The sequence below is a fragment of the Nocardioides alcanivorans genome, from assembly GCF_021555175.1.
In the GTDB taxonomy this organism is placed as follows: domain Bacteria; phylum Actinomycetota; class Actinomycetes; order Propionibacteriales; family Nocardioidaceae; genus Nocardioides; species Nocardioides alcanivorans.
This window is the reverse complement of the sequence record NZ_JAKGRW010000004.1, coordinates 37,761-57,656: the sequence shown is the minus strand read 5'-3', so window position 1 is coordinate 57,656 and position 19,896 is coordinate 37,761. Positions and strand designations below refer to the sequence as shown.

Annotated in this window: 20 protein-coding genes and 2 pseudogenes; 10 read left to right on the top strand and 12 right to left on the bottom strand. The window is 67.4% G+C overall.

The features are described 5' to 3' along the window. Positions 1-4: 4 nt before the first annotated feature. Entirely contained in the window at positions 5-472 is a 468-nt protein-coding gene (locus L1066_RS01990; RefSeq protein WP_235734701.1) for a nuclear transport factor 2 family protein, read from the bottom strand. A 151-nt stretch (positions 473-623) separates the two neighbouring features. Here L1066_RS01990 and L1066_RS01985 point away from each other — a divergent pair, with 151 nt between their 5' ends. After that, the gene (locus L1066_RS01985) at positions 624-1,742 is read left to right on the top strand and encodes a magnesium and cobalt transport protein CorA (protein WP_235734700.1); all 1,119 of its coding nucleotides are present in this window, start codon (positions 624-626) and stop codon (positions 1,740-1,742) included. Positions 1,743-1,823: 81 nt separating this feature from the next. On the opposite strand, the gene ilvC is transcribed toward L1066_RS01985, so the two are convergent. The 8 genes and pseudogenes from ilvC to kynU form a co-directional block, all read right to left on the bottom strand. Beyond that, a complete protein-coding gene (gene ilvC / locus L1066_RS01980; protein WP_312006769.1) occupies positions 1,824-2,849 on the bottom strand; it encodes a ketol-acid reductoisomerase in 1,026 nt (341 codons plus the stop codon). Positions 2,850-2,929: 80 nt separating this feature from the next. Further along, positions 2,930-3,471: pseudogene (gene ilvN / locus L1066_RS01975) on the bottom strand (acetolactate synthase small subunit). 4 nt (positions 3,472-3,475) lie between these two features. Next, on the bottom strand, positions 3,476-5,230 hold the full coding sequence (locus tag L1066_RS01970) for an acetolactate synthase large subunit (RefSeq protein ID WP_235734699.1): 1,755 nt from the start codon (positions 5,228-5,230) through the stop codon (positions 3,476-3,478). Between the two features lie 228 nt (positions 5,231-5,458). Further along, entirely contained in the window at positions 5,459-6,145 is a 687-nt protein-coding gene (locus tag L1066_RS01965; RefSeq protein ID WP_235734698.1) for a 4a-hydroxytetrahydrobiopterin dehydratase, read from the bottom strand. 140 nt (positions 6,146-6,285) lie between these two features. Continuing rightward, on the bottom strand, positions 6,286-6,987 hold the full coding sequence (locus L1066_RS01960; RefSeq protein ID WP_235734696.1) for a GNAT family N-acetyltransferase: 702 nt from the start codon (positions 6,985-6,987) through the stop codon (positions 6,286-6,288). 10 nt (positions 6,988-6,997) lie between these two features. Beyond that, positions 6,998-7,867 (bottom strand): LD-carboxypeptidase, encoded by an 870-nt coding sequence (locus L1066_RS01955; RefSeq protein WP_235734694.1) that lies wholly within the window; start codon positions 7,865-7,867, stop codon positions 6,998-7,000. Between the two features lie 145 nt (positions 7,868-8,012). Further along, entirely contained in the window at positions 8,013-8,438 is a 426-nt protein-coding gene (locus L1066_RS01950; protein ID WP_235734692.1) for a VOC family protein, read from the bottom strand. Positions 8,439-8,479: 41 nt separating this feature from the next. Then, positions 8,480-9,703: a kynureninase gene (kynU, locus tag L1066_RS01945; protein ID WP_235734690.1), complete on the bottom strand. Its 1,224-nt coding sequence runs from the start codon at positions 9,701-9,703 to the stop codon at positions 8,480-8,482. A gap of 211 nt (positions 9,704-9,914) precedes the next feature. Here kynU and L1066_RS01940 point away from each other — a divergent pair, with 211 nt between their 5' ends. Then, a complete protein-coding gene (locus tag L1066_RS01940; RefSeq protein ID WP_235734688.1) occupies positions 9,915-10,631 on the top strand; it encodes a DedA family protein in 717 nt (238 codons plus the stop codon). A 43-nt stretch (positions 10,632-10,674) separates the two neighbouring features. Here L1066_RS01940 and L1066_RS01935 read toward each other — a convergent pair whose 3' ends face one another. Further along, positions 10,675-11,652 carry a hypothetical protein gene (locus L1066_RS01935; protein ID WP_235734686.1) on the bottom strand — a complete coding sequence of 326 codons (978 nt, stop codon included), beginning with the start codon at positions 11,650-11,652 and terminating at the stop codon, positions 10,675-10,677. Positions 11,653-11,751: 99 nt separating this feature from the next. After that, positions 11,752-13,430 (bottom strand): annotated as a pseudogene (gene ilvD / locus L1066_RS01930) (dihydroxy-acid dehydratase). Between the two features lie 122 nt (positions 13,431-13,552). Between ilvD and L1066_RS01925 the strand changes: the two are divergent. The 6 genes from L1066_RS01925 to L1066_RS28310 all read left to right on the top strand — a co-directional run bounded on the left by L1066_RS01925 (position 13,553) and on the right by L1066_RS28310 (position 16,902). Next, positions 13,553-14,431: an EamA family transporter gene (locus tag L1066_RS01925; RefSeq protein WP_235734682.1), complete on the top strand. Its 879-nt coding sequence runs from the start codon at positions 13,553-13,555 to the stop codon at positions 14,429-14,431. Positions 14,432-14,478: 47 nt separating this feature from the next. After that, complete coding sequence (locus tag L1066_RS01920) at positions 14,479-14,736, top strand: hypothetical protein (RefSeq protein ID WP_235734681.1); 258 nt, start codon at positions 14,479-14,481, stop codon at positions 14,734-14,736. Positions 14,737-14,802: 66 nt separating this feature from the next. Then, positions 14,803-15,303, top strand: coding sequence for an alpha/beta fold hydrolase (locus L1066_RS01915; RefSeq protein WP_235734680.1), 501 nt, complete (start codon positions 14,803-14,805; stop codon positions 15,301-15,303). Beyond that, positions 15,300-15,764: an alpha/beta fold hydrolase gene (locus L1066_RS01910; RefSeq protein ID WP_235734678.1), complete on the top strand. Its 465-nt coding sequence runs from the start codon at positions 15,300-15,302 to the stop codon at positions 15,762-15,764. The genes L1066_RS01915 and L1066_RS01910 overlap by 4 nt, the downstream gene beginning before the upstream one ends. Beyond that, positions 15,761-16,630 (top strand): PQQ-dependent sugar dehydrogenase, encoded by an 870-nt coding sequence (locus L1066_RS01905; protein WP_376707629.1) that lies wholly within the window; start codon positions 15,761-15,763, stop codon positions 16,628-16,630. The genes L1066_RS01910 and L1066_RS01905 overlap by 4 nt, the downstream gene beginning before the upstream one ends. After that, positions 16,627-16,902: a PQQ-dependent sugar dehydrogenase gene (locus L1066_RS28310; protein ID WP_376707628.1), complete on the top strand. Its 276-nt coding sequence runs from the start codon at positions 16,627-16,629 to the stop codon at positions 16,900-16,902. Before L1066_RS01905 ends, L1066_RS28310 begins: the two co-directional genes overlap by 4 nt. A 177-nt stretch (positions 16,903-17,079) precedes the next feature. On the opposite strand, the gene L1066_RS01900 is transcribed toward L1066_RS28310, so the two are convergent. After that, positions 17,080-18,222, bottom strand: coding sequence for an ISAs1 family transposase (locus L1066_RS01900; RefSeq protein ID WP_235734677.1), 1,143 nt, complete (start codon positions 18,220-18,222; stop codon positions 17,080-17,082). A gap of 311 nt (positions 18,223-18,533) precedes the next feature. Here L1066_RS01900 and L1066_RS01895 point away from each other — a divergent pair, with 311 nt between their 5' ends. Both L1066_RS01895 and L1066_RS01890 read left to right on the top strand, forming a co-directional pair. Further along, positions 18,534-19,190 (top strand): hypothetical protein, encoded by a 657-nt coding sequence (locus L1066_RS01895; RefSeq protein ID WP_235734676.1) that lies wholly within the window; start codon positions 18,534-18,536, stop codon positions 19,188-19,190. Positions 19,191-19,200: 10 nt separating this feature from the next. Continuing rightward, entirely contained in the window at positions 19,201-19,893 is a 693-nt protein-coding gene (locus L1066_RS01890; protein ID WP_235734674.1) for a hypothetical protein, read from the top strand. Positions 19,894-19,896: the final 3 nt, after the last annotated feature.

Below are 19,896 nucleotides of genomic sequence, written 5' to 3'. Positions count from 1 at the left end.
GAGGTCAGGCCCACTTGTTGGCGAGGAACTTGAAGCTGGGCGTGTCCTCCAGCGAGGTCATGTATTCGTAGAGGCGCTCGTACTCCGTGGAGGTGATCCGCCACTGACCGTCGGCGTCCAGGCGGTAGGTGTCGGTGTAGTAGCCGGCGCCGCGGATCAGGCAGTTGTAGTGGGAGGCGATGACCGTGTCCTCGAAGGCCCAGGTGGCCGACGCGGTGTCGCCGTCGACGGTGATCTCCGGGTGCTGTGCCACGTGCATCGTGGCCAACGAGTCGGTCATGTGCTTGGCCATGTAGGCCACCACTTCGGCACGGCTCTCGAAGTGGAGCGGCTTGCCCATCGCCTTGGTGCCGTAGTCCGCCCGGATGTCCTCCGCGAGGCAGTCCCCGAACTGGTCCCACTGCTTGTTGTCGAGGGTGCGGAAGTAGCGGTACTTCAGCTGACGGATTGATTCGATCGCAACCAGGTCCATGGCGGGCAATCTAGAGCAAGCAGTCCGGCCCTGCCGGCCACGTGACCGATCACCGGCACCAGTTCCCCTGCGCCCGGCTCGAGGCTTCGCGTCAGTGAGTCGACCAGTATCGTGACGGTGGTCAGGTCCGGGAAGCGAGAACGAGGATGCGATGGCCAACAAGGGGCACGACCGGTCGCTCTCTCGCCGCAGCGGGCTGTTCCGGACTCGGGACGCACCCGCCCCCTCGACCGGCCCCACGGGCACGGCCCGCCGCACTCGCTACCTCATCGACGGGCGGCTGTCCCCGGCCCCGGACCGGGTGGGTGTCGCCGAAGCACTCCGGTTCGCCCATGAGGAACCGGACCGAATGGTCCTGTGCCTCTTCCCCGCGCCGACCGCGGAGGAGATCGATGAGCTCGCCGAGGCCTGGGACCTGCACCCGGTCCTGGCTGAGGACCTGCGCCACGGTGGACAACGACCGAAGCTGGAGCGGTACGACGATGTCCTCTTCCTCGTCGTACGCTCGGCGAGGTATCTCGACGAGACAGAGGACGTTGACTTCTCCGAGTTCCACGTGCTGGTGCGCTCGCGAGCCATCACGGTGCTCTGCCAGGACGGTCGTTGGATCGACGGCGCCGATGCATCCACGCTCCCCGAGAGTGACGTCGATGTCGTGGCGCGCGGTGACTCCACGCTGCTCGACGACCAGCAGCTCCTCCGTCTCGGCCCGGAGGCCGTCCTCTATCGCCTGCTCGATGCCGTCGTGGACGGCTACACGCCGGTGCTGCGCGGGCTCGCCGTCGACAAGGAGCAGATCGAGCGACAGGTGTTCAGCGGTGACGCAGCGGTGGCGGAGCGCATCTATCGCCTCAGCCAGGAGGTCATCGACCTCGAGCACGCGATCTCGTCCCTGTCCGAGGTGTTGGTGGCACTGATGAGCGGTTTCGACCGGCACGGGATCCCGGAACCCCTGCAGGCATATCTCCAGGACGTATCCGACCACCTCACCCGAGCCCAGACTCGTGTCCTCGAGCTACGTGCCGCCCTCTCCCAGATCCTGGACGTCAATGCGACATTGGTCGCCCAGCGGCAGAACGAGGACATGAAGAAGATCTCCGGGTGGGCGGCGATCCTGTTCGCTCCCACCCTGATCGGCGCCGTCTACGGCATGAACTTCGACAGCATGCCCGAGTTGCACTGGTCCCTCGGCTATCCGCTCGCCGTGACGGCGATGGTCGCCCTCGCCGTCACGTTGTATGTCGTGTTCAAACAGAAGAAGTGGATGTGACCCGCTGCCGTCAGGACGGCAGAAGGGCCCGGGATCGCTCCCGGGCCCTTCTGCATGTCAGCTTCGTCGTTGACGGCTTGCTCAGCGAGCGGCGGAGCCGTCGGTGTAGTCGGCGTCCTGCTGCTTCCAGGAGAAGTGCGAGCGCAGCTCCTTGCCGGTGGCCTCGATCGGGTGGGCAGCGGCCTTCGCACGGAGCTCGTTGAACTCCTTGGCGCCGTTGTCCTGGTCGTCGATGAAGCGCTTGGCGAACGCACCGGACTGGATGTCGGCGAGGACGGCCTTCATGTTGTCCTTCACGCTCGGGTCGATGACCCGCGGGCCGGAGACGTAGTCGCCGTACTCAGCGGTGTCGGAGACGCTCCAACGCTGCTTGGCGATGCCGCCCTCCCACATGAGGTCGACGATGAGCTTCAGCTCGTGGAGCACCTCGAAGTAGGCGATCTCCGGCTGGTAGCCGGCCTCGGACAGGGTCTCGAAGCCGTACTGCACGAGCTGGGAGACACCACCGCAGAGGACGGCCTGCTCACCGAACAGGTCGGTCTCGGTCTCTTCGGTGAAGGTCGTCTTGATGACGCCCGCGCGGGTGCCGCCGATGCCCTTGGCGTAGGACTTGGCGAGCTCCCAGGCCGAACCCGACGCGTCCTGCTCGACGGCGATGATGTCGGGGATGCCCCGGCCAGCGACGTACTCACGACGCACGGTGTGACCCGGAGCCTTCGGGGCGACCATGATCACGTCGACGCCGGCAGGCACCTCGATGTAGCCGAAGCGGATGTTGAAGCCGTGGCCGAACACCAGGGTGTCGCCCTCGGTCAGGTTGGGCTCGATGGACTCCTTGTAGAGACCACGCTGGTGCTGGTCGGGAGCGAGGATGACGATGACGTCGGACTCCTCGACGGCCTCGGCCGGGGTGAGCACACGGAAGCCCGCGTCCTCCGCCTTGGCGCGGCTCTTGGAGCCCTCCGGCAGACCGATGCGGACGTCGACACCCGAGTCACGCAGGTTGAGCGCGTGGGCGTGGCCCTGGCTGCCGTAGCCGATCACCGCGACGTTCTTGCCCTGGATCAGGGTCAGGTCGGCGTCGTCGTCGTAGTACATCTCAGCCACGGGGGCTCTCCTTAGGTGTTGGGGTGACTCTCAGTGCTTGCTTCATTGTCGTCACCGGCTGGTGACGACCGGTGGGTGGGTCAGCCGACGGCCGGCGGCGGGGCCGGTACGGCGACCGGTCGCAACGAGCGTTCGGTGATCGACCGGGAGCCGCGACCGATGGCCACGACGCCGGACTGGACGAGCTCGCGGATGCCGAAGGGCTCCATGACCTTCAGGAAGTCCACGAGTTTGTCGGCGTTGCCGGTGACCTGGATGGTCAGGGCATCGACGGAGACGTCGACCACCTTGGCCTTGAAGATCTGCGCGGCGTCGAGCACCTGACCCCGGGTCTCGGCATCGGCGCGCACCTTGACCAGGAGGAGTTCCTTGCTGATCGAGGCGGACTGGTCGAGCTCGACGATCTTGATGACCTCGACGAGCTTGTTGAGCTGCTTGGTGACCTGCTCGAGGGGCTTCCCTCCACGTTGACCACGATGGTCATCCGGGAGATGTCCTCGTGTTCGGTCGGGCCGACCGCAAGGCTGTCGATGTTGAAGCCGCGGCGGCTGAAGAGTCCGGCGATGCGGGCGAGCACGCCCGGCTTGTTCTCGACCAGGACCGACAGGGTGTGGGTAGTCATCGGTTCAGAGCTCCACGTCGTCGAAGTCCGGGGCCAGGTCCCGGGCGTACTTGATGTCGTCGTTGCTGGTGCCGGCGGCCACCATCGGCCAGACCATGGCGTCGCGGTTGACCCGGAAGTCGATCACGACGGGCGCGTCGTTGATCTCCATGGCCTTCTGGATCGTCGCGTCGACGTCACCCGGCGTCTCGCAGGCCAGGCCGACGCAACCCATCGCGTCGGCGAGCTTCACGAAGTCCGGGATCCGCTTGGAGTGCAGGTCGGTGTTGGAGTAGCGCGAGTTGTAGAACAGCGTCTGCCACTGACGGACCATGCCGAGCGACTCGTTGTTGATGATGGCGACCTTGATCGGGATGTCGTTGATCGCGCAGGTGACCAGCTCCTGGTTGGTCATCTGGAAGCAACCGTCGCCGTCGATCGACCAGACGGTGTGGTCGGGCATGGCGACCTGGGCGCCCATGGCGGCCGGCACGGAGAAGCCCATCGTGCCCAGACCACCGGAGTTGAGCCACGTGTTGGGACGCTCGTACTTGATGAACTGGGCAGCCCACATCTGGTGCTGCCCGACGCCGGAGGTGTAGATCGCATCCGGTCCGGCGATCGCACCCAGACGCTGCAGCACATACTGCGGCGCAAGTCCCTCATCGGGAGCGTCGTAGCCGAGGGGATACTTGGCCTTCACCCCTGACAGGAACTCGACCCACCCCTCGTAGTCGCCCTGGTGGCCCTGGTCGGCCTCGGCGCGGAGGGCGGCGACCAGGTCGATGAGGACCTCACGACAGTCGCCGACGATCGGGACGTCGACCGCACGGTTCTTGCCGATCTCGGCAGGGTCGATGTCGGCGTGGATGACCTTGGCGTGGGGCGCGAAGGAGTCGAGGTTGCCGGTCACCCGATCGTCGAAGCGAGCGCCGAGACTGATGATCAGGTCGGACTTCTGCATGCCGGCGACTGCAGCGACCGAGCCGTGCATGCCGGGCATGCCGAGGTGCTGCGGATGGCTGTCGGGGAACGCACCACGGGCCATCAGCGTGGTGATCACGGGCATGCCGGTGAAGGCAGCCAGCGCGGCCAGCTCCTTGCTCGCGCCGGAGCGGATGACTCCGCCGCCGACGTACAGCACGGGCTTGCGCGACTCGAGAATGAGCTTGGCGGCCTCACGGATCTGCTTGCCATGGGGGCGGGTCACCGGTCGGTAGCCGGGGAGGTTGAGCTCGGTCGGCCACACGAAGTCGGTCATCGACTGGAGCGCCGACTTCGCGACGTCGACCAGCACGGGGCCGGGACGTCCGGTCGAGGCGATGTGGAAGGCCTCCGCGACCCGGCGCGGGATGTCGGCGGGGTCGGTGACCAGGAAGTTGTGCTTGGTGATCGGCATCGTGATGCCGCGGATGTCTGCTTCCTGGAAGGCGTCGGTCCCGATCATGGAGGCGCCCACCTGGCCGGTGATGGCGACCAGTGGCGTCGAGTCCATGTGAGCGTCGGCCAGCGGGGTGACCAGGTTGGTGGCACCGGGACCGGAGGTCGCCATGCACACGCCGACCTTGCCCGATGCGGCGGCATAGCCCTGTGCGGCGTGGCCCGCAGCCTGCTCGTGGCGCACCAGGATGTGACGGATCTTGCTGTCGTAGAGCGGGTCATATGCCGGGAGGATGGCGCCACCGGGGATGCCGAAGATGTCTTCGACGCCGGCTGCCTCCAGCGATTTGATCAGGCTCTGGGCGCCGGTCACCTGACCGGCTGCGTCCTGCTCACTCATGATCCTTCTTCCTCAGGTTTTCCGACCGACCGGGCTGCTCCGGCCAACAAAAAACCCCTCGGCCAGGTCAGGCTGACGAGGGGTCGACGCGTGTGATTCGGCCTGAGCCGGTCACCACCCGCGTCGGGTGCGTACGAGAATCTGGGAACGCATGGTCCCTAGGGTTTCCCGACCGCTGGCCGACGTCAACTCAAGTGTCTCACTGTCCCACGATTCGGGACACTCGTATCAGTCCGTGGTCGCATGCCGAGCCAGCACCGTGCAGACACAGGCCTTGTTGCCATCGGCGTCGGCAAGCACCCAGAAGCTGGGAGCATATTCGTCGGTGACCAGCGTGCCGCCGGCCGCGACGACTGCCGCGACCCGCTCCTCCGCCCGATCGGCCGGCACCCAGACATCGAGATGGAAACGTTGGCGGGGTGTGGGGTGCTCCTCCGTCTCCTGGAACCACAGTGTCGGCAGCTGCCCGGTGGGATCGGTGACCTCGTCGTCGGAGGCACCGTCGGCGTCGATCGCATAGAGCGCGCGCCAGAACGTGATGATCCGGCTCGCGTCGGCAGTGTCGAGCGCAACCTCGGCAATCATGACCTGGTGCGGCGCCGGCGTCGCACCGTGCTCCGCGGCGAGGTCGCTGATCGTGGCGGCCAGGCGCAGGTCACGATCGGTGAGGCCGTTGACGTCGTGGCTGCGCAGTCGTACCGCGACCAGTCCCCACCGCAGGTCGATGTCCGGATGATGGTCGACCTCCTCGGCCGCTGAACCGATCGCGTCGACCAGTGCGAGTGCGGTCGCGAAGTCCTTGGTGGCGAACCGGGCCGCCAACGTGCTCAGCAACTGGCGCCAGTCATCGAGCCCGGCCGCCTGCACCTCGGACTCGGAACGGAGTTCACGGTCGACAACTGGAATCGGGGTCATGCATCCACGGTGCCACTCCGTCCACCCCACCACAAGGTGGGAAGCCTCGAACCCTGTGACCCGGGGACGGACTCCGCAGCAAGGCTCCGGCCCGCTGGAGGAGCTCACGGAGTCCGGGCGCCACGGCCGGTGGATCCGACTCAGCGCTCCTCGCGGAACTCCTCGAGCCGCTTGCGCTGACCGGTCGGGGTGTGGTTGCCCGGGGCGAGCCAGGCCTCCAGGGCCGCCCGGCGGGTGGGCCATTCCTCATCGGTGATGGACAGCCAGAGCGTGTCGCGACTGCGCCCCTTGGTGACCACGGCCTTGCGGAAGAGACCCTCGCGGACGAACCCGAACCGCTCGGCGGCACGCACCGAGGGTGCGTTGAGCGCGTCGCACTTCCACTCGTAGCGCCGGTAGCCGAGGTCGAAGACATGCTTGGCCGCGAGGTGGAGTGCCTCGGTGGCGGCAGTGGTGCGCTGCAGGCGGCGACCGAAGAGGATCGAGCCGATCTCGACCACACCGTTGGCCGGGTCGATCCGCAGGAAGCTGAAGAGACCGCAGGCCCTGCCCTCCGCCGTCCGCACCACCACGGTCACCCGGTCGGTGGCCAGTGCCCACTCCTCGACGAGGTCGGAGAACGTCGCTTCGTCGGCGGGCTTGTCGTGCCCGAGGTAGGTCCACAGGGCATCGTCGTCCGGGCCGCAGAGCTCGACGTAGAGCTCCTCGGTCTGGTGCAGCATCAGCGGCTCCAGGCGGCAGTGCTTGCCGGTCATCACCCGGACGTCGGGGAACGGTGCGGGAGACCAGTCCTGGAGCGCGGGTCCGATGGGCTGGCCGTGTTCGTTGGTGCGCGGGGTCACCGCGCAAACCCTACTCACCCGGCAGGATTTGGCTGACCGTCCCGGAACCGTCTCGCACCGTGACACGCGTGGGCACGCCGGTGACCAACGGCAGGTGCGGCGCGACGTGGCCGCAGTCGACGTCGAGAACGACCGGCACGTCGAGTCCGCCGAGGGCATCCGCGACGGCCTCCTTCTGACTCCATCCCTCGGCGTCGGGGGCGGCAGGACGACCGATGAGCACGCCGCTGGCATGGTCGAACCAGCCAGCGAGGCGGAAGGCGTGCAGTGCCCGGGCCACGTCGAAGGGCGACCATTCGCATGCCTCGAGGAAGACCAGCACCCCGTCGTCGGCGTGGGTGCGCGCGAAGCCGGGAACGTCGGCGTACGGCGTGCTCGCCAGTGGGCTGAGCATCTCGACACAACCGCCCACGAGGAGGCCGCGCACGTCGACGTCACCACCACCGAGAACACTCCAACCGCCCGGCTCGCTCAGCTCGAACCGGTCGACCCCGGGCTGCTCGACGTAGTCGACGAACCCCTTGCGGAACCTGCCCGGCGCTCGCTGCACGATCTTCCCGGAGGCCGCGGCGACGTCGGTCCAGTGAGCCGTGCCGTCGACGGCACGGTAGGGCGTGTCCATGAGGTTTCCCCCGTGCAGGGTGGCCCAGCCCGACCGGAGCATGAGGGGAAGCATCACGGTGGTCAGGTCGGAGTAGCCGACGAGCCAGCATGGCTCTGCGGCCGCAAGTGCGTCGAAGTCGAGCAGATCCAGGATGTCGATCCCGGTCTCGCCGCCCCAGGGCGGCACGACCGCGGCGATCGCGGGGTCGAGGAGCATCCGCATCAACTCGTCGGCCCGGCGGTGCTTCGGCGCGGAGACATGGCTGTCAGCTGCCATGCACTCCCCACCTCGACCACGAACCCTCGATCCGTGAGGGTGCGCACGGCTACGTCGAGGCGCGGCCCGAAGGCCTCCCCGATGCCGCTGGACGGGCTGGTCACCCCGATCCGGTCACCGGGGCGGAGCGCTCGGGGGACGCGGATCATGCGGGGGCGTCCGGCAGCACGAGACGGCCGATGTCGCCGGGGTTCTGGGCGATCTCCCACCGGAAGCCGTCGGGGTCGGCGAAGTAGCCGGTGTAGCCGCCCCACTCTCGTTGCTGCCCGACCTGCACCTCGGCACCTGCACGCTCGGCCTCGGCCAGCACGGAGTCGACCTCCGCTGCGGTGGCGACGTTGTGGGCCAACGTGATCGGGGGTAAGCCGGTGCCCCGGGTGATCGGTCCGACTTCGGCCTCGAACGCCTCGGCGTCCCACAGGGAGAGCACGAGGTGTTCCCCGGCCTTGATCATGATGACCTCGCCGGGCACGTCGAGTTCGGGCGCCCAGCCCAGGCCGTCGCAGTAGAAGCGGCGTGTGGCGTCGAGGTCACGCACCGCCAGGGTCACGAAGCTGATCCGCTGGTCCATGGCACGAGCCTGTCACACGGCGGGAGGAGGGACCGCCGACGTCATGCGAGCACGCTGGCGACGGCCTCGATGCCCCGGTGCACCTCGGCGAAGCTCGTCGACAACGGGGACAGGCCGACCCGGAGGCCGTCGGGATTGCGGAAGTCGGGGATGACGTCGCGCTGCCAGAGGCCGGCCACCGCCTCCTGCATCCGCGGGTGGCACAGCAACACGTGGCTGCCGCGCGACGCAGCGTCGCGCGGGGTCGCGACCGTGACGTCGTACGGGGAGAGCAGCTCGTCGGCGAGTTCGATCGCGTAGGAGGTGAGCGCCACCGACTTCTCCCGGAGCGCGTCGATGCCGGCCTCCTCGATCAGGTCGAGCATGTCGGCGATCGGCTGCATCGCCACGATGGGCGGGGTGCCGGTGAGGAATCGGCGCATGCCCTCTGCCGGAAGGTAGCCGGGCGCCATCTCGAAGGGCGCTGCGTGCCCCATCCATCCCTGCAGGGGCTGCACCAGATCGCCCTGGAGCCGGCGCTTGACGTAGCCGAAGGCCGGCGAGCCCGGACCGCCGTTCAGGTACTTGTAGGTGCATCCGACGGCGAGATCGACGCCCCACCTGTCGAGCTGCAGTGGCACCACCCCCACGGAGTGACAGAGATCGAGCACCATGAGGGCGCCGTGCTCGTGTGCCAACGCGGTGATCGCCTCCGCGTCTGCCAGGTGGCCGGACTGGTAGGCGACGTGGCTGGCCAGGACGACGGCGGTCTGCTCACCCACCGCTTCACCGAGTACGTCGACACCCACCCCCGCATCCCGGGGCGCCGACACCCACCGCACCTCGAGGCCGCGTTCGGCCGCGATGCCCTCGACCAGGTAGCGATCGGTCGGGAAGTTGTCGTGGTCGACCACGATCTCGCGGCGCCGCGGGTCCAGGGACACCTGGCGGTCGACGGCCGCGCGCAGCAGCTTGTAGAGCAGCACCGACGTGGAGTCGCCGACAACGGTCTGGCCCGACGCCGCGCCCAGGGTGGCGACGCCGATCCGGTCCCCCAGGGTGAGCGGGGCGTCGTACCAGCCCTCGTCCCAGCTGCGAATCAGCCCGCGGCCCCACTCCTCCTGGAGGAAGTCGACCATCCGCTCCGGAGTGACCCGGAGCGGCCGCCCCAAGGAGTTGCCGTCGAAGTAGACGAGGTCGGACTCGGCACCAACGAACCGGTCCCGGAAGTGTGCCAGCAGATCAGCCGCATCGAGGGCCGCGGCGTGCTCGGGCGAGGAGGCCATGAACTCACTGTGACAGACACGGGTGGCGTGCGCGCGAAACTGCGTCAGGACGGCGGCGGTTCGGCGTCGCGGAGGAACACCGAACCGCCGCCGTCCCGGTTCAAGACCCACGCCGACCGCCTGACCACAGCTCGCGGCCGTGATGAGAAGATTCCTTCGTGACAGCGAACACGTCCGAGCGTGGTGCCCCGGCCGCAGGGCGGTCGACGCCGTGATCCTTGACCCCCTCTTCCTCGGCATCGAGTGGATGGACTTCGAGTGGTGGCTCGACATCTTCGGTCCAGCACTGTTCTGGATCAGCCTGGCCGTCGTGTTCGTGGAGTGCGGACTCCTCTTTCCGTTCCTGCCCGGCGACACCCTGCTGTTCAGCGTGGGCCTCTTCCTCGCCACCGGCAAGATCGAGCTCTTCGACGCCGATCCCCTGGCACAGCTCCCCGTGGCAGTGCTCCTCCTCACTGCGGCGGCGTTCCTCGGCAACGTGGTCGGCTACGAGATCGGGCGCCGGATCGGGCCACCGCTCTATGAGCGTGACGGTCGGATCCTCAAACGGAAGTACTTCCACCAGACCAGCGACTTCTTCGAACGTCGCGGCAGCATGGCCCTGGTCATCGGCCGCTTCGTCGCCTTCGTGCGCACCTTCATCACGGTGGTCGCCGGCGCGACCCGGATGCAGCGACGTCGCTTCCTGGTCTGGAGCTTCATCGGTGCCGTGCTCTGGGTCACCGGCCTGACCGTGCTCGGCTACTCCCTGGGCACTCGGTTCGAATCGCTCGGCGCCAACATCGACTACGCGCTACTGCTGATCATGGGCATCTTCGCCGTCCCACTCGGCTGGGAGTGGTGGCACAACCGGCGCAAGGGGCAGGGCACGCCGACCTCGACGACCGACGACCGGGAACAGACCTCGAGCGGTCCCGCACCGGTATGAGCCGCTCAGAGTGATCCGACCCGGCCTGCACGGCCGGTCGAGATCACTCCCCCAGGGACCGGTAGGCGATGCGAGCGCTGACCGCCCGTTGGAGGTCGTCGGTGATGGACGTGAAGAACTGTTGCCGATAGGTCTCGTCGGTGACCGCATAGACCGCGAAGTAGAGACCGCTGAAGGCCGCCAGGAAGACGGACACCTGCATGAGCTCGCGGTTGAGGGGGCCGAGCACCTCGGCGGGTGCGTGGCCGGTCCAGCTCTCGATGACCGCCGCATCCATCGCCACGGCACCGAAGGCGAGGAAGAAGGCGAAGACCGCGAGCGAGAGCAGCACCACCTGGACCAGCTGGGCGACCAGCAGCACCAGGAGCAGGTTGGCCCGTTGCAGTCCGGTGACGGTGGCCTCCGAACGCAGCTGGTGATCTGACCCCGCGAGCTCGACGGCCACCTCCTCGAGCGGGGTGCCGGTGCACGCCCGCACCAGGCGTTCGGCGTCCAGGGTCTGGTCGAAGTCGTCGATCTCCTCCGGGAGCCGGCTCAGGAGGAAGAGCACCCCGATACCGGCGAACAGCATCACCGCACCCCACATCACGCCGCCGTCGAGGGTGTCGGCGACCTGCCAGACCTCGGCGTTGATGAAGAGGAACGTGACGAAGAGCAGCAGCATCGGCAACGCCCGGGTCACCAGTGGCACCAACAGCTCGAGTGACCCCAGCGTCTGCTGCACGCCCCACCGGAACCACAGCCACGCCTTGAGGGTCGACAGCGCATAGAGACCGCACACGATGCCCGCCGCCGACACTCCGGCCGAGAAGCCGAGCGAGGCCTCACCGGACCTCGTCGCGACGAGGAACCCCACCGGTACGCCGACCACGAGGGCCACGGACACCACGGCAAGCAGGCGTGGCCATCGCAACCCGGCCTGGACCTGGGCACGGTAGGCATCCACGAAGTACGGAAGACCCTGATCGACGAACCAGGCCTCCGCGTCGGCGCGGGTCCTGGTGGAGGTGGCTGCACTCATGGCGCAAACTGTGGCACCTGGCTCAGGTGGGACGCCGACCGGCGCGGCCCCTGCTCGGGACCGCGCCGATCGACGTACTGCTGGTGGCCGTGAAGCGGATCAAGCGGTGACAGCGCCCTTGCTGGCCGACTGCACCAGCTTCGAGTACTTGCCCAGCACGCCGTGCGTGAACTTCGGCGGTTCGGGCACCCAACCCACCTTGCGCTTCTCGAGCTCGTCGGCGTCGACGTGCAGCTCGAGGGTGCGGTTGGGGATGTCGAGCGTGATCTGGTCACCGTCCTCGACGAACGCGATCGGCCCCCGTGGGAGGCCTCGGGGGCGACGTGGCCGATGCACGGACCGGTGGTGCCCCCGGAGAAGCGACCGTCGGTGATGAGCAGGATGTCCTTGCCCAGACCAGCACCCTTGATCGCGCCGGTGATCGCCAGCATCTCACGCATGCCCGGGCCGCCGGAGGGGCCCTCGTAACGGATGATGACGGCGTCACCCTTCTGGATCCTGCCCTCGGTGAGGGCGTCCAGCGCTTCGCGCTCGCGGTTGAAGACCCGAGCAGTGGCGGTGACCACCTCGGCGTCGAATCCGGCCGACTTGATGACAGCGCCCTCAGGAGCCAGCGTGCCCTCCAGGATGGTGAGGCCACCGGTCTTGTGGATCGGCTGGGAGACCGGGTAGATGACCGAGCCGTCGACGCTCTTGGGGTTGAGTGCCTCGATGTTCTCGGCGAGGGTCTTGCCGGTCACCGTGAGCACGTCGCCGTTCATGAGATTGGCGTCGAGCAACGCCTTCATGACCACCGGGATGCCGCCGATCTTGTCGACGTCGGTCATGACGTACTTGCCGAACGGCTTCATGTCGGCAAGGTGCGGGACCTTGTCACCGATCCGGTTGAAGTCGGCGAGCTCGAGGTCGACGTCCGCCTCGCGAGCGATCGCGAGCAGGTGGAGCACCGCGTTGGTGGAGCCACCGAGGGCCATCGTGATCGCGATGGCGTTCTCGAACGCCTCGCGCGTCATGATCTGGCGGGCGGTGATGCCCTGCTTGAGCAAGTTGACCACGGCCTCGCCCGAGCGGTGCGCGAAGCCGTCGCGGCGACGGTCGACAGCCGGCGGGGCGGCAGAGCCGGGCAGGCTCATGCCGAGCGCTTCACCGATGGAGGCCATCGTGTTGGCGGTGTACATGCCGCCACAGGCACCCTCACCGGGGCAGATCGCCTTCTCGACGCGCTTGACCTCGGCCTCGGTGATCTTTCCGGCCAGGCAGGCTCCGACCGCCTCGAAGGCATCGATGATCGTGACGTCCTTGCCGTCGACCTGTCCCGGCATGGTGGATCCGGCGTAGAGGAAGACGCTCGACAGGTCGAGGCGCGCGGCGGCCATCAGCATGCCGGGCAGCGACTTGTCACAGCCGGCGAGCAGGACCGATCCGTCGAGACGCTCGGCACTCATCACGACCTCGACCGAGTCGGCGATGACCTCGCGCGACACCAGCGAGTAGTGCATGCCGTCGTGGCCCATCGAGATGCCGTCGGAGACGGAGATGGTGCCGAACTCGAGCGGGTAACCGCCAGCCGCGTGCACGCCGTTCTTGACTGCCTTGGCCAGGCGGTCGAGCGACAGGTTGCACGGCGTGATCTCGTTCCAGCTCGACGCGACGCCGATCTGAGGCTTGGTGAAGTCATCGTCGTCCATGCCCACCGCGCGGAGCATGCCTCGGGCAGCGGCCTTCTCGATGCCATCCGTGACGTCGCGGGATCGGGGCTTCATGTCGACTTCGTTCATGGCTCCAGAGTAGTCCCGCGCTTTCGCAGCGTTGATGGGGATCCAGTGATCGGGAGGCGGGCCACCCCATGTGACAGGCTCACGCCGGGACCAGGCCGTGGACGTACGAAGGGAGTCGGGCCGTGCGCAGGGCGGTGTGGATGGTGGTCGCCGGCATCACGTCGGTGCAGGTCGGCGGAGCCATCGCCAAGGGACTCTTCGACCGGATCGACCCCACCGGGATGGTCTTCCTCCGCCTGGCGACCAGCGCCGTGGTGCTCCTCCTGATCACCCGGCCAGGCTGGCGCGGTCGGACCCGGGCGGACTGGTTCGTCGTGCTGGGCCTGGGAGCCAGCCTCGCCACCATGAACTGGGCGATCTATCAGTCGTTCGCTCGGATCCCGCTCGGGTTGGCGGTGACGATCGAGTTCGTCGGTCCCCTCACCATTGCGCTGCTCGGCTCCCGACGGTGGCGTGACCTGGCCTGGGTGGGACTCGCCGGGATCGGCGTGCTGCTGCTCGGGTTCGACTCGAGCGGGGTGACCGTCGTGGGGGTGTTGTTCGCGCTGCTCGCGGGCGCCGCGTGGGCGACGTACATCCTGATGAGCGCGAGCACCGGACGACGCTGGCAAGGACTGGACGGGTTGTCGCTGGCCAGCATCTTCGCCGCGCTGGTCCTGCTGCCCATCGCCATCCCCGTCTCCGGGGATCGCCTGCTGGATCCCACCGTCCTGGCCCTGGGCGTCGCCGTGGGGCTGCTGAGCTCGGTGATCCCCTACAGCCTGGAGATGATGGCGCTGCGCCGGCTGCCGACGGCTGCCTTCGGCATCTTGATGAGTCTTGAACCGGCGGCCGCCGCGCTGGCGGCACTGGTCATCCTTCAGGAGCAGCTGGGCATCCTCCAGTGGCTTGCCGTCGCGTGCGTCGTGGCTGCGTCGGTGGGTGCGACCCGAGCGGCGGCAACGGGCGGGTTAACGAAGACGTCACACGGTGTTGACCCCACGGTCGCACCGCTTCCCTAGCGTGGGAGATCCCACCCCACCACCTCCGGACGGCAACCATGCTGACCTTGACCGCACCACTCCCGGCCCCCTCCCTCTCCCTCGTCCGGCCGTCCACGGTCGTCGACCTCCTCCAGAGATGGGCTGTCTCGTCGCAGCAGACCGCCCGCCGCAACGCCATGCTCGGCGCCACCGAGTGCGCCGCCCGCCGGGCCGTGAGGCTCGACGTCGACACCTACCTGGCCTCCGCAGCCGGCCCTGCCGCGAGCGGCGCCACGGCCACCGCCACGGGCACCGGCCTGGGGCAGATCGCGACACCCGGCTGACCGACGTCCGCCGGGTCCGGAGGAGGGCACTCCCGCACACGGCTCCGGTGCGGCAGGATTCATCCCATGCCCGCCCGCTCGCTGCCCACCGATCCCCGATCCACCGACCGTTCCCAGGCGCTTGTCGAGCCGTTCTTCCACGACGTCGTCTCCGCCGACGGCACCGTGCTGAAGGCGTGGACCAACGACCCCGACTGTCGGATCGAGGGTCCTGTGGTGCTGCTGTGCAACGGGCTGGGCACCAATGCCTGGACCATGCCGGCGCTGCTGCGACCCGACTGCGGCGTCCGCATCGTCTCCTGGAACCACCGGGGAGTCGGTGGCTCCGAGCGGCCAGCAGACCCGGATCACGTCGGGGTCGACTGCTTCGTGGAGGATGCACTCGCCGTCATGGATGCGCACGGCATCGAGTCGTGCGCGGTCATGGGCTGGTCGATCGGCGTCAACACGATGTTCCAGCTGGCCTTCGACCACCCCGAACGGGTGCGTGGACTCTTCGCGGTCGCGGGTGTGCCGGGCGACACCTTCGCGACGATGTTCGAGGTGCTCCACCTCCCCGACCGGTGACCCGCCTGCTGACGGTCAACGTGTCGCGGGCGGTCAGCTCGATCGGCCACTTCATCTCGCCGGTGGCGAAGCGGCTGCCCATCGGCGACCTCTCGATCGCAGTGCTCGGCCACAGCGGCTTCATGTTCAAGCCGGCCGATCCCGAAACAGCCAAGCACGCCGTCAGGGAGTTCCTGCAGACGCCGATGGACTGGTACTTCCATCTCGCGGTGCGCACCTCCTTGCACCGGCGGGTCTCCCTCAGCTCCATCGACGTGCCGGCGATGTTCGTGGCCGGGGTGTGGGACGTGCTCGCCGGGCCGAAGTCGATGCGCACCGCGGCGGAGCGGATGCGCGATGCCACGTTCGTCGAGTTGTGGGGCACCCACTTCATCGCGATGGAGAGTCCCGAGACCGTCCACGACCTGCTCATGGAGTTCCTCGAACGCGTCGATGCCGGCCAGGGGGTGGTCGAGTCATGAGGCGCCGCGCCACCCTCGCCGTCTCCGCTGCCGTGCTCGTGACGACGTTGGCCGCGTGCAGCGGTGGTGACGATGAGCGCCACTCACGGGACGACGTACCCCACCACGAGCAGCCGACCGACCCGGCAACGACCAACGGCCCGGCTCCGGCGCCCGAGACCGACACGACGGGGGCCGTCGAGGTCGACGAGGTGGTCGCTCGTGGCCTGGAGGTCCCGTGGGGCCTGGCGTTCCTGCCCGATGGCAGGGCCGTGGTCACCGAGCGGGACACCCGACGGGTCCTGTCCATCGATGCTGACCGGGAGGTCCGGGAGCTCGGCGACTTCGGGGACGTCCCTCAGGACGGCGAGTCGGGTCTGCTGGGCGTGGCCGTGTCACCCGACTTCGCCAACGACCGAACGCTCTACTTCTACGTGACCATCGAGCAGGACAACCGGATCGTGCGGGCGGAGTTGCGTGGCGGACAGCTGAGTGTGCCGGTGGCGATCCTGACGGGTATCCCCCGCGCCGCCACCCATGACGGCGGTCGCCTGGTCTTCGGCCCCGACGGCTATCTCTACGCCTCCACCGGTGATGCCCAGGAGGGTTCCCGCTCCCAGGATCCGCAGTCGCTCGGCGGCAAGATCCTGCGCATCGACACCGATGGCAACCCAGCCCCTGACAATCCCGACCCGTCCTCACCGGTCTTCAGCATGGGCCACCGCAACGTGCAGGGCCTCGCGTTCGATGACGACGGCAATCTGTGGGCGAGCGAGTTCGGCTCCGACGAGTTCGACGAGCTCAACCTCATCGAGGCCGGCAACAACTACGGTTGGCCGGAGGTCGAGGGGTCGGCGGAAGCTCGGAGTTCACCGACCCGCAGATGACCTGGCGCACCGACAAGGCGTCCCCCTCGGGCCTGGCCTGGCACGAGGGCCGGCTGTGGATGGCCTCCCTCAACGGCGAACGTCTCTGGTCGGTCCGGGTCGAGGACGGGCAGGCCACCGGCCAGCGGGCGTGGTTCGTCGGCGAGTACGGCCGCCTGCGCACCGTCACCGTCGCCCCCGACGGCACCCTGTGGCTGACCACCTCCAACCGCGACACCCGCGGCACTCCGGCCAAGAACGACGACCGCATCTTCTCCCTCACCCTCGACTGAACCGCGCCTCAAGCACACGCGTCGAAGGTGCGCGGCCTTGCCAGCCGGCCACCGACGGACGCCTCGATCACGTCCGCAGGTCCGGATTCCGCAGCCTGCCGAACTACATCGCGAACTCGTTCCTCAAGCCCAGAGGGGTCAGACCCCAGGGCCCCGGAAAGGTCGTGTTTCAGCAGGTCAACGCGCATGTGATGGCTCTTTCGGGATCACGGGCGTGGTGTCGTAGGGCGGCGGCGATGTTGGTGGTGCCGGACAGGCGCAGGATTGAGATGGCGATGTTGCGCAGGGTGGCCATGACGTGAGCGGTGTGGCCGGTGCGGACCTGGAGCGGTCTTCGTCGTAGGTGACGTCGCGGACCCAGTGCAGGGTGTTCTCGATTCCCCAGTGGCCCTGGACCCAGGCGGCCAGCGTCGCGGGCGGGGCGTCGTGATGGGTGGCCGAGGTGAGCAGGTAGACGACCTCGATGGTCTTCTTCGCGGCCTTGGTGACAGTGCGGCGCAGTTGCGCCACTTGGGCGAGGCCGTGGAAGGCCGGCCAGCCCGGCAGTGCGGTGGGCGCTTCGATGACCTTGATGGTGCGGGTCGCTCGTCGTCCGTGGCCGTGTTGGGTGCTCTGGGAGCCTCGCGGCACCTGTGTCCAGGGCAGTGCTTTGAGTGCGGCGAGCAGGGTGGGCTGGTTGGCCTCGACGGTGAACACGTAGTCCGCGCCAGCATCGACGATCGCGGCCGCTGTGTCGTGCTGGGTGTGCATCGCGTCCAGGGTGATCACACATCCGCGCAGGTCAGCGGCATCGAAGCTCGCGATCAGGTCACGGACCGCGGGGATCTCGTTGGACTTCGCCGCCACGGCGTGCTGGCCCACAACGACGCCGGTGGCGTGGTCGAGCGCGGCGATCAGATGCGGCGCCGAGGCGGGGGCGGCGACGTTCCTGGAGCGGGCACCGCGGATTGTCTTGCCATCGATCGCGATCACCCGACGACCACCGATGTGACGGACCCGGCACCAGGCGTAGACCGCCAGTGCGGCATCCAGTGCCGCGGCGTCGAGGCGGGCGAACAGCTTGCGCAACGTGGACTCCACTGGCGCCCGGCCCAGCCTGAGCCGGTCCAACTGCTCCTCGCTTAAGTCCAGCGCCCACTCCCCGATCGCGGCGAAGGACCGGGCACCGGCGAGCACGGCGCACACCGCGGCCGCGAGCATCCCGGGCAGGGGGTAGCGGACCCCGCGAGGGTCACGCGGATCGGGGACAGTGGACAGGGCGGAGATCAGGTCACCGGCGCGTTCGATGCTGTTCGCGCTGGCCCTCGGGGAAGATGGCATCGGCGGGTGTGGTCCTCGGTTGAAACGGATGCTTCGAGAACACCCATCTCAACCCCACAGACCACACCCGTCACACACGCCACGCCGGCCACATCCACGCGTTTCGCCAGGTCACAGCCCCGTCACCCGACCTTTCCGGGGCCCTGGGTCAGACCCAGACTCCCGGAATGCGAAGATCCGCAAAACTTGTCACGCATGTGACAAGTCTTGCTTCAGTTCGCAGGCTCATCGAGTTCAAGTTCTCCAAAACCTTGACGGGCAAAGCCAGCGGGTCAATCTTGGGGATCGAATCCTACCCAGGAGCGAGATCGATGATCCCTTGGAAGCCCCTCGCCGTCGCCAGCATCTTCATCGTTTGCACTGAATTCCTAGCCATTTCGCCACGACTGGCCCACGCGAATTGGAAGAGTGCGACAGGGCAGTCGGGGACGTGTACTGGCGCGAGCATCAACGACAACAAGAACGTTTCCATCTTCGCCGTGGCCCCGGATCCAGGAATGAATCGCGGAATTAAACGAACAATAAAGTTGATGGCGCCCCAACTCACAGGGGTGCTCAAGAAAGAACACGGCGCAAAGACCGACGTCATCACACGCAATCGCTACTACACCGATTGGTGCGAGTACGCGATGGCGGGCGACTGGACGACCGATGGAACGCGAGGAATGATCGGATGGACCGTCTGCTATCAGGCGAATCCAGCAGGGCGATGCGATCAGTCTGTCGTCCGTATAAGTCGTCACTATTTCGACGCTCACGGGAACGCAGCCGACCGGTGGATCGTGTGCCACGAGATCGGTCATTCAATCGGCCTCGGCCACCGGACCGTTAACGCCAGCGTGCAGGAAACTCCAGGCTGCATGTGGAATGGCAACGGGGTGCGCAGCGACGTCAAGTACACCGCTCATGATCGCCGGCATTTCTCAGCCAACTGGAACACTGAACCGCGCCACCTGACCGAACCGTGAAGGATCGTCCATGAACCGTGCAAAGCAGAAAGACGCTTCGGTGGCTCTACTGTCGGCGGCCCTACTGACCTTCACAGGGTGTTCGGCCCCTACCCAGGAGGCCACACCCGACTTCTATTTTGATCATGTCAGCAACCTTCGTGAATCCAATTTTGGAGTCCAAAGCGAGCCTGCCACGTTGGCCGACGCGGTCCGACCAGGTGGCGCCGGCCTTGGCCCACCATGGTCCGAACTCACCTTGACAGGGAGGGTTCTCAACGTCCGAGGCAGCCATGGCGTGAGATATCCGAACGCGGATCCTTTGTTCGACGGTGATGAGCAAACACGTCCCACCGTTACTCCGTTCGAGGATCCAAGCGCAGATGAGAGGGCGATCTCAGTGACCATTCGTCCTGACTGGACCACGGAGGAGAAGGTGCCCGAGGAGATCGTTTTGACCATCGGTCTAGGGCCGGATGCGGATCCACACAAGATGGTTGACAGTTTGGGCGCGCTCAACGAGATAGTCGCGGTTGTCGCGGTTCGCCGGGGCGGACGAAGCGATGGCGAACTCTATCCGCTTCTCAACGGCGCGCTCCTGGGTGAGGTCGCGTCTGGAATGATCCGGTTCCCCGGACTCGACGACGAAGAGCGGTCATTCGTTGGTGAGATCGACACAGTGGACGAGCTACGAAGCGCAGCGATGGCAGATCGGCTCTCGTGACCT

Coding starts and splice junctions, on each gene's coding strand:
- L1066_RS01955 (WP_235734694.1), bottom strand. CDS start 7,867: ATGGCAGCTGACAGCCATGTCTCCGCGCCGAAGCACCGCCGGGCCGAC.
- L1066_RS01970 (WP_235734699.1), bottom strand. CDS start 5,230: ATGAGTGAGCAGGACGCAGCCGGTCAGGTGACCGGCGCCCAGAGCCTG.
- L1066_RS01935 (WP_235734686.1), bottom strand. CDS start 11,652: ATGAGTGCAGCCACCTCCACCAGGACCCGCGCCGACGCGGAGGCCTGG.
- L1066_RS01985 (WP_235734700.1), top strand. CDS start 624: ATGGCCAACAAGGGGCACGACCGGTCGCTCTCTCGCCGCAGCGGGCTG.
- L1066_RS01895 (WP_235734676.1), top strand. CDS start 18,534: ATGATCCCTTGGAAGCCCCTCGCCGTCGCCAGCATCTTCATCGTTTGC.
- L1066_RS01950 (WP_235734692.1), bottom strand. CDS start 8,438: ATGGACCAGCGGATCAGCTTCGTGACCCTGGCGGTGCGTGACCTCGAC.
- L1066_RS01915 (WP_235734680.1), top strand. CDS start 14,803: ATGCCCGCCCGCTCGCTGCCCACCGATCCCCGATCCACCGACCGTTCC.
- L1066_RS01900 (WP_235734677.1), bottom strand. CDS start 18,222: ATGCCATCTTCCCCGAGGGCCAGCGCGAACAGCATCGAACGCGCCGGT.
- L1066_RS01990 (WP_235734701.1), bottom strand. CDS start 472: ATGGACCTGGTTGCGATCGAATCAATCCGTCAGCTGAAGTACCGCTAC.
- L1066_RS28310 (WP_376707628.1), top strand. CDS start 16,627: ATGACCTGGCGCACCGACAAGGCGTCCCCCTCGGGCCTGGCCTGGCAC.
- L1066_RS01965 (WP_235734698.1), bottom strand. CDS start 6,145: ATGACCCCGATTCCAGTTGTCGACCGTGAACTCCGTTCCGAGTCCGAG.
- L1066_RS01890 (WP_235734674.1), top strand. CDS start 19,201: ATGAACCGTGCAAAGCAGAAAGACGCTTCGGTGGCTCTACTGTCGGCG.
- L1066_RS01905 (WP_376707629.1), top strand. CDS start 15,761: ATGAGGCGCCGCGCCACCCTCGCCGTCTCCGCTGCCGTGCTCGTGACG.
- kynU (WP_235734690.1), bottom strand. CDS start 9,703: ATGGCCTCCTCGCCCGAGCACGCCGCGGCCCTCGATGCGGCTGATCTG.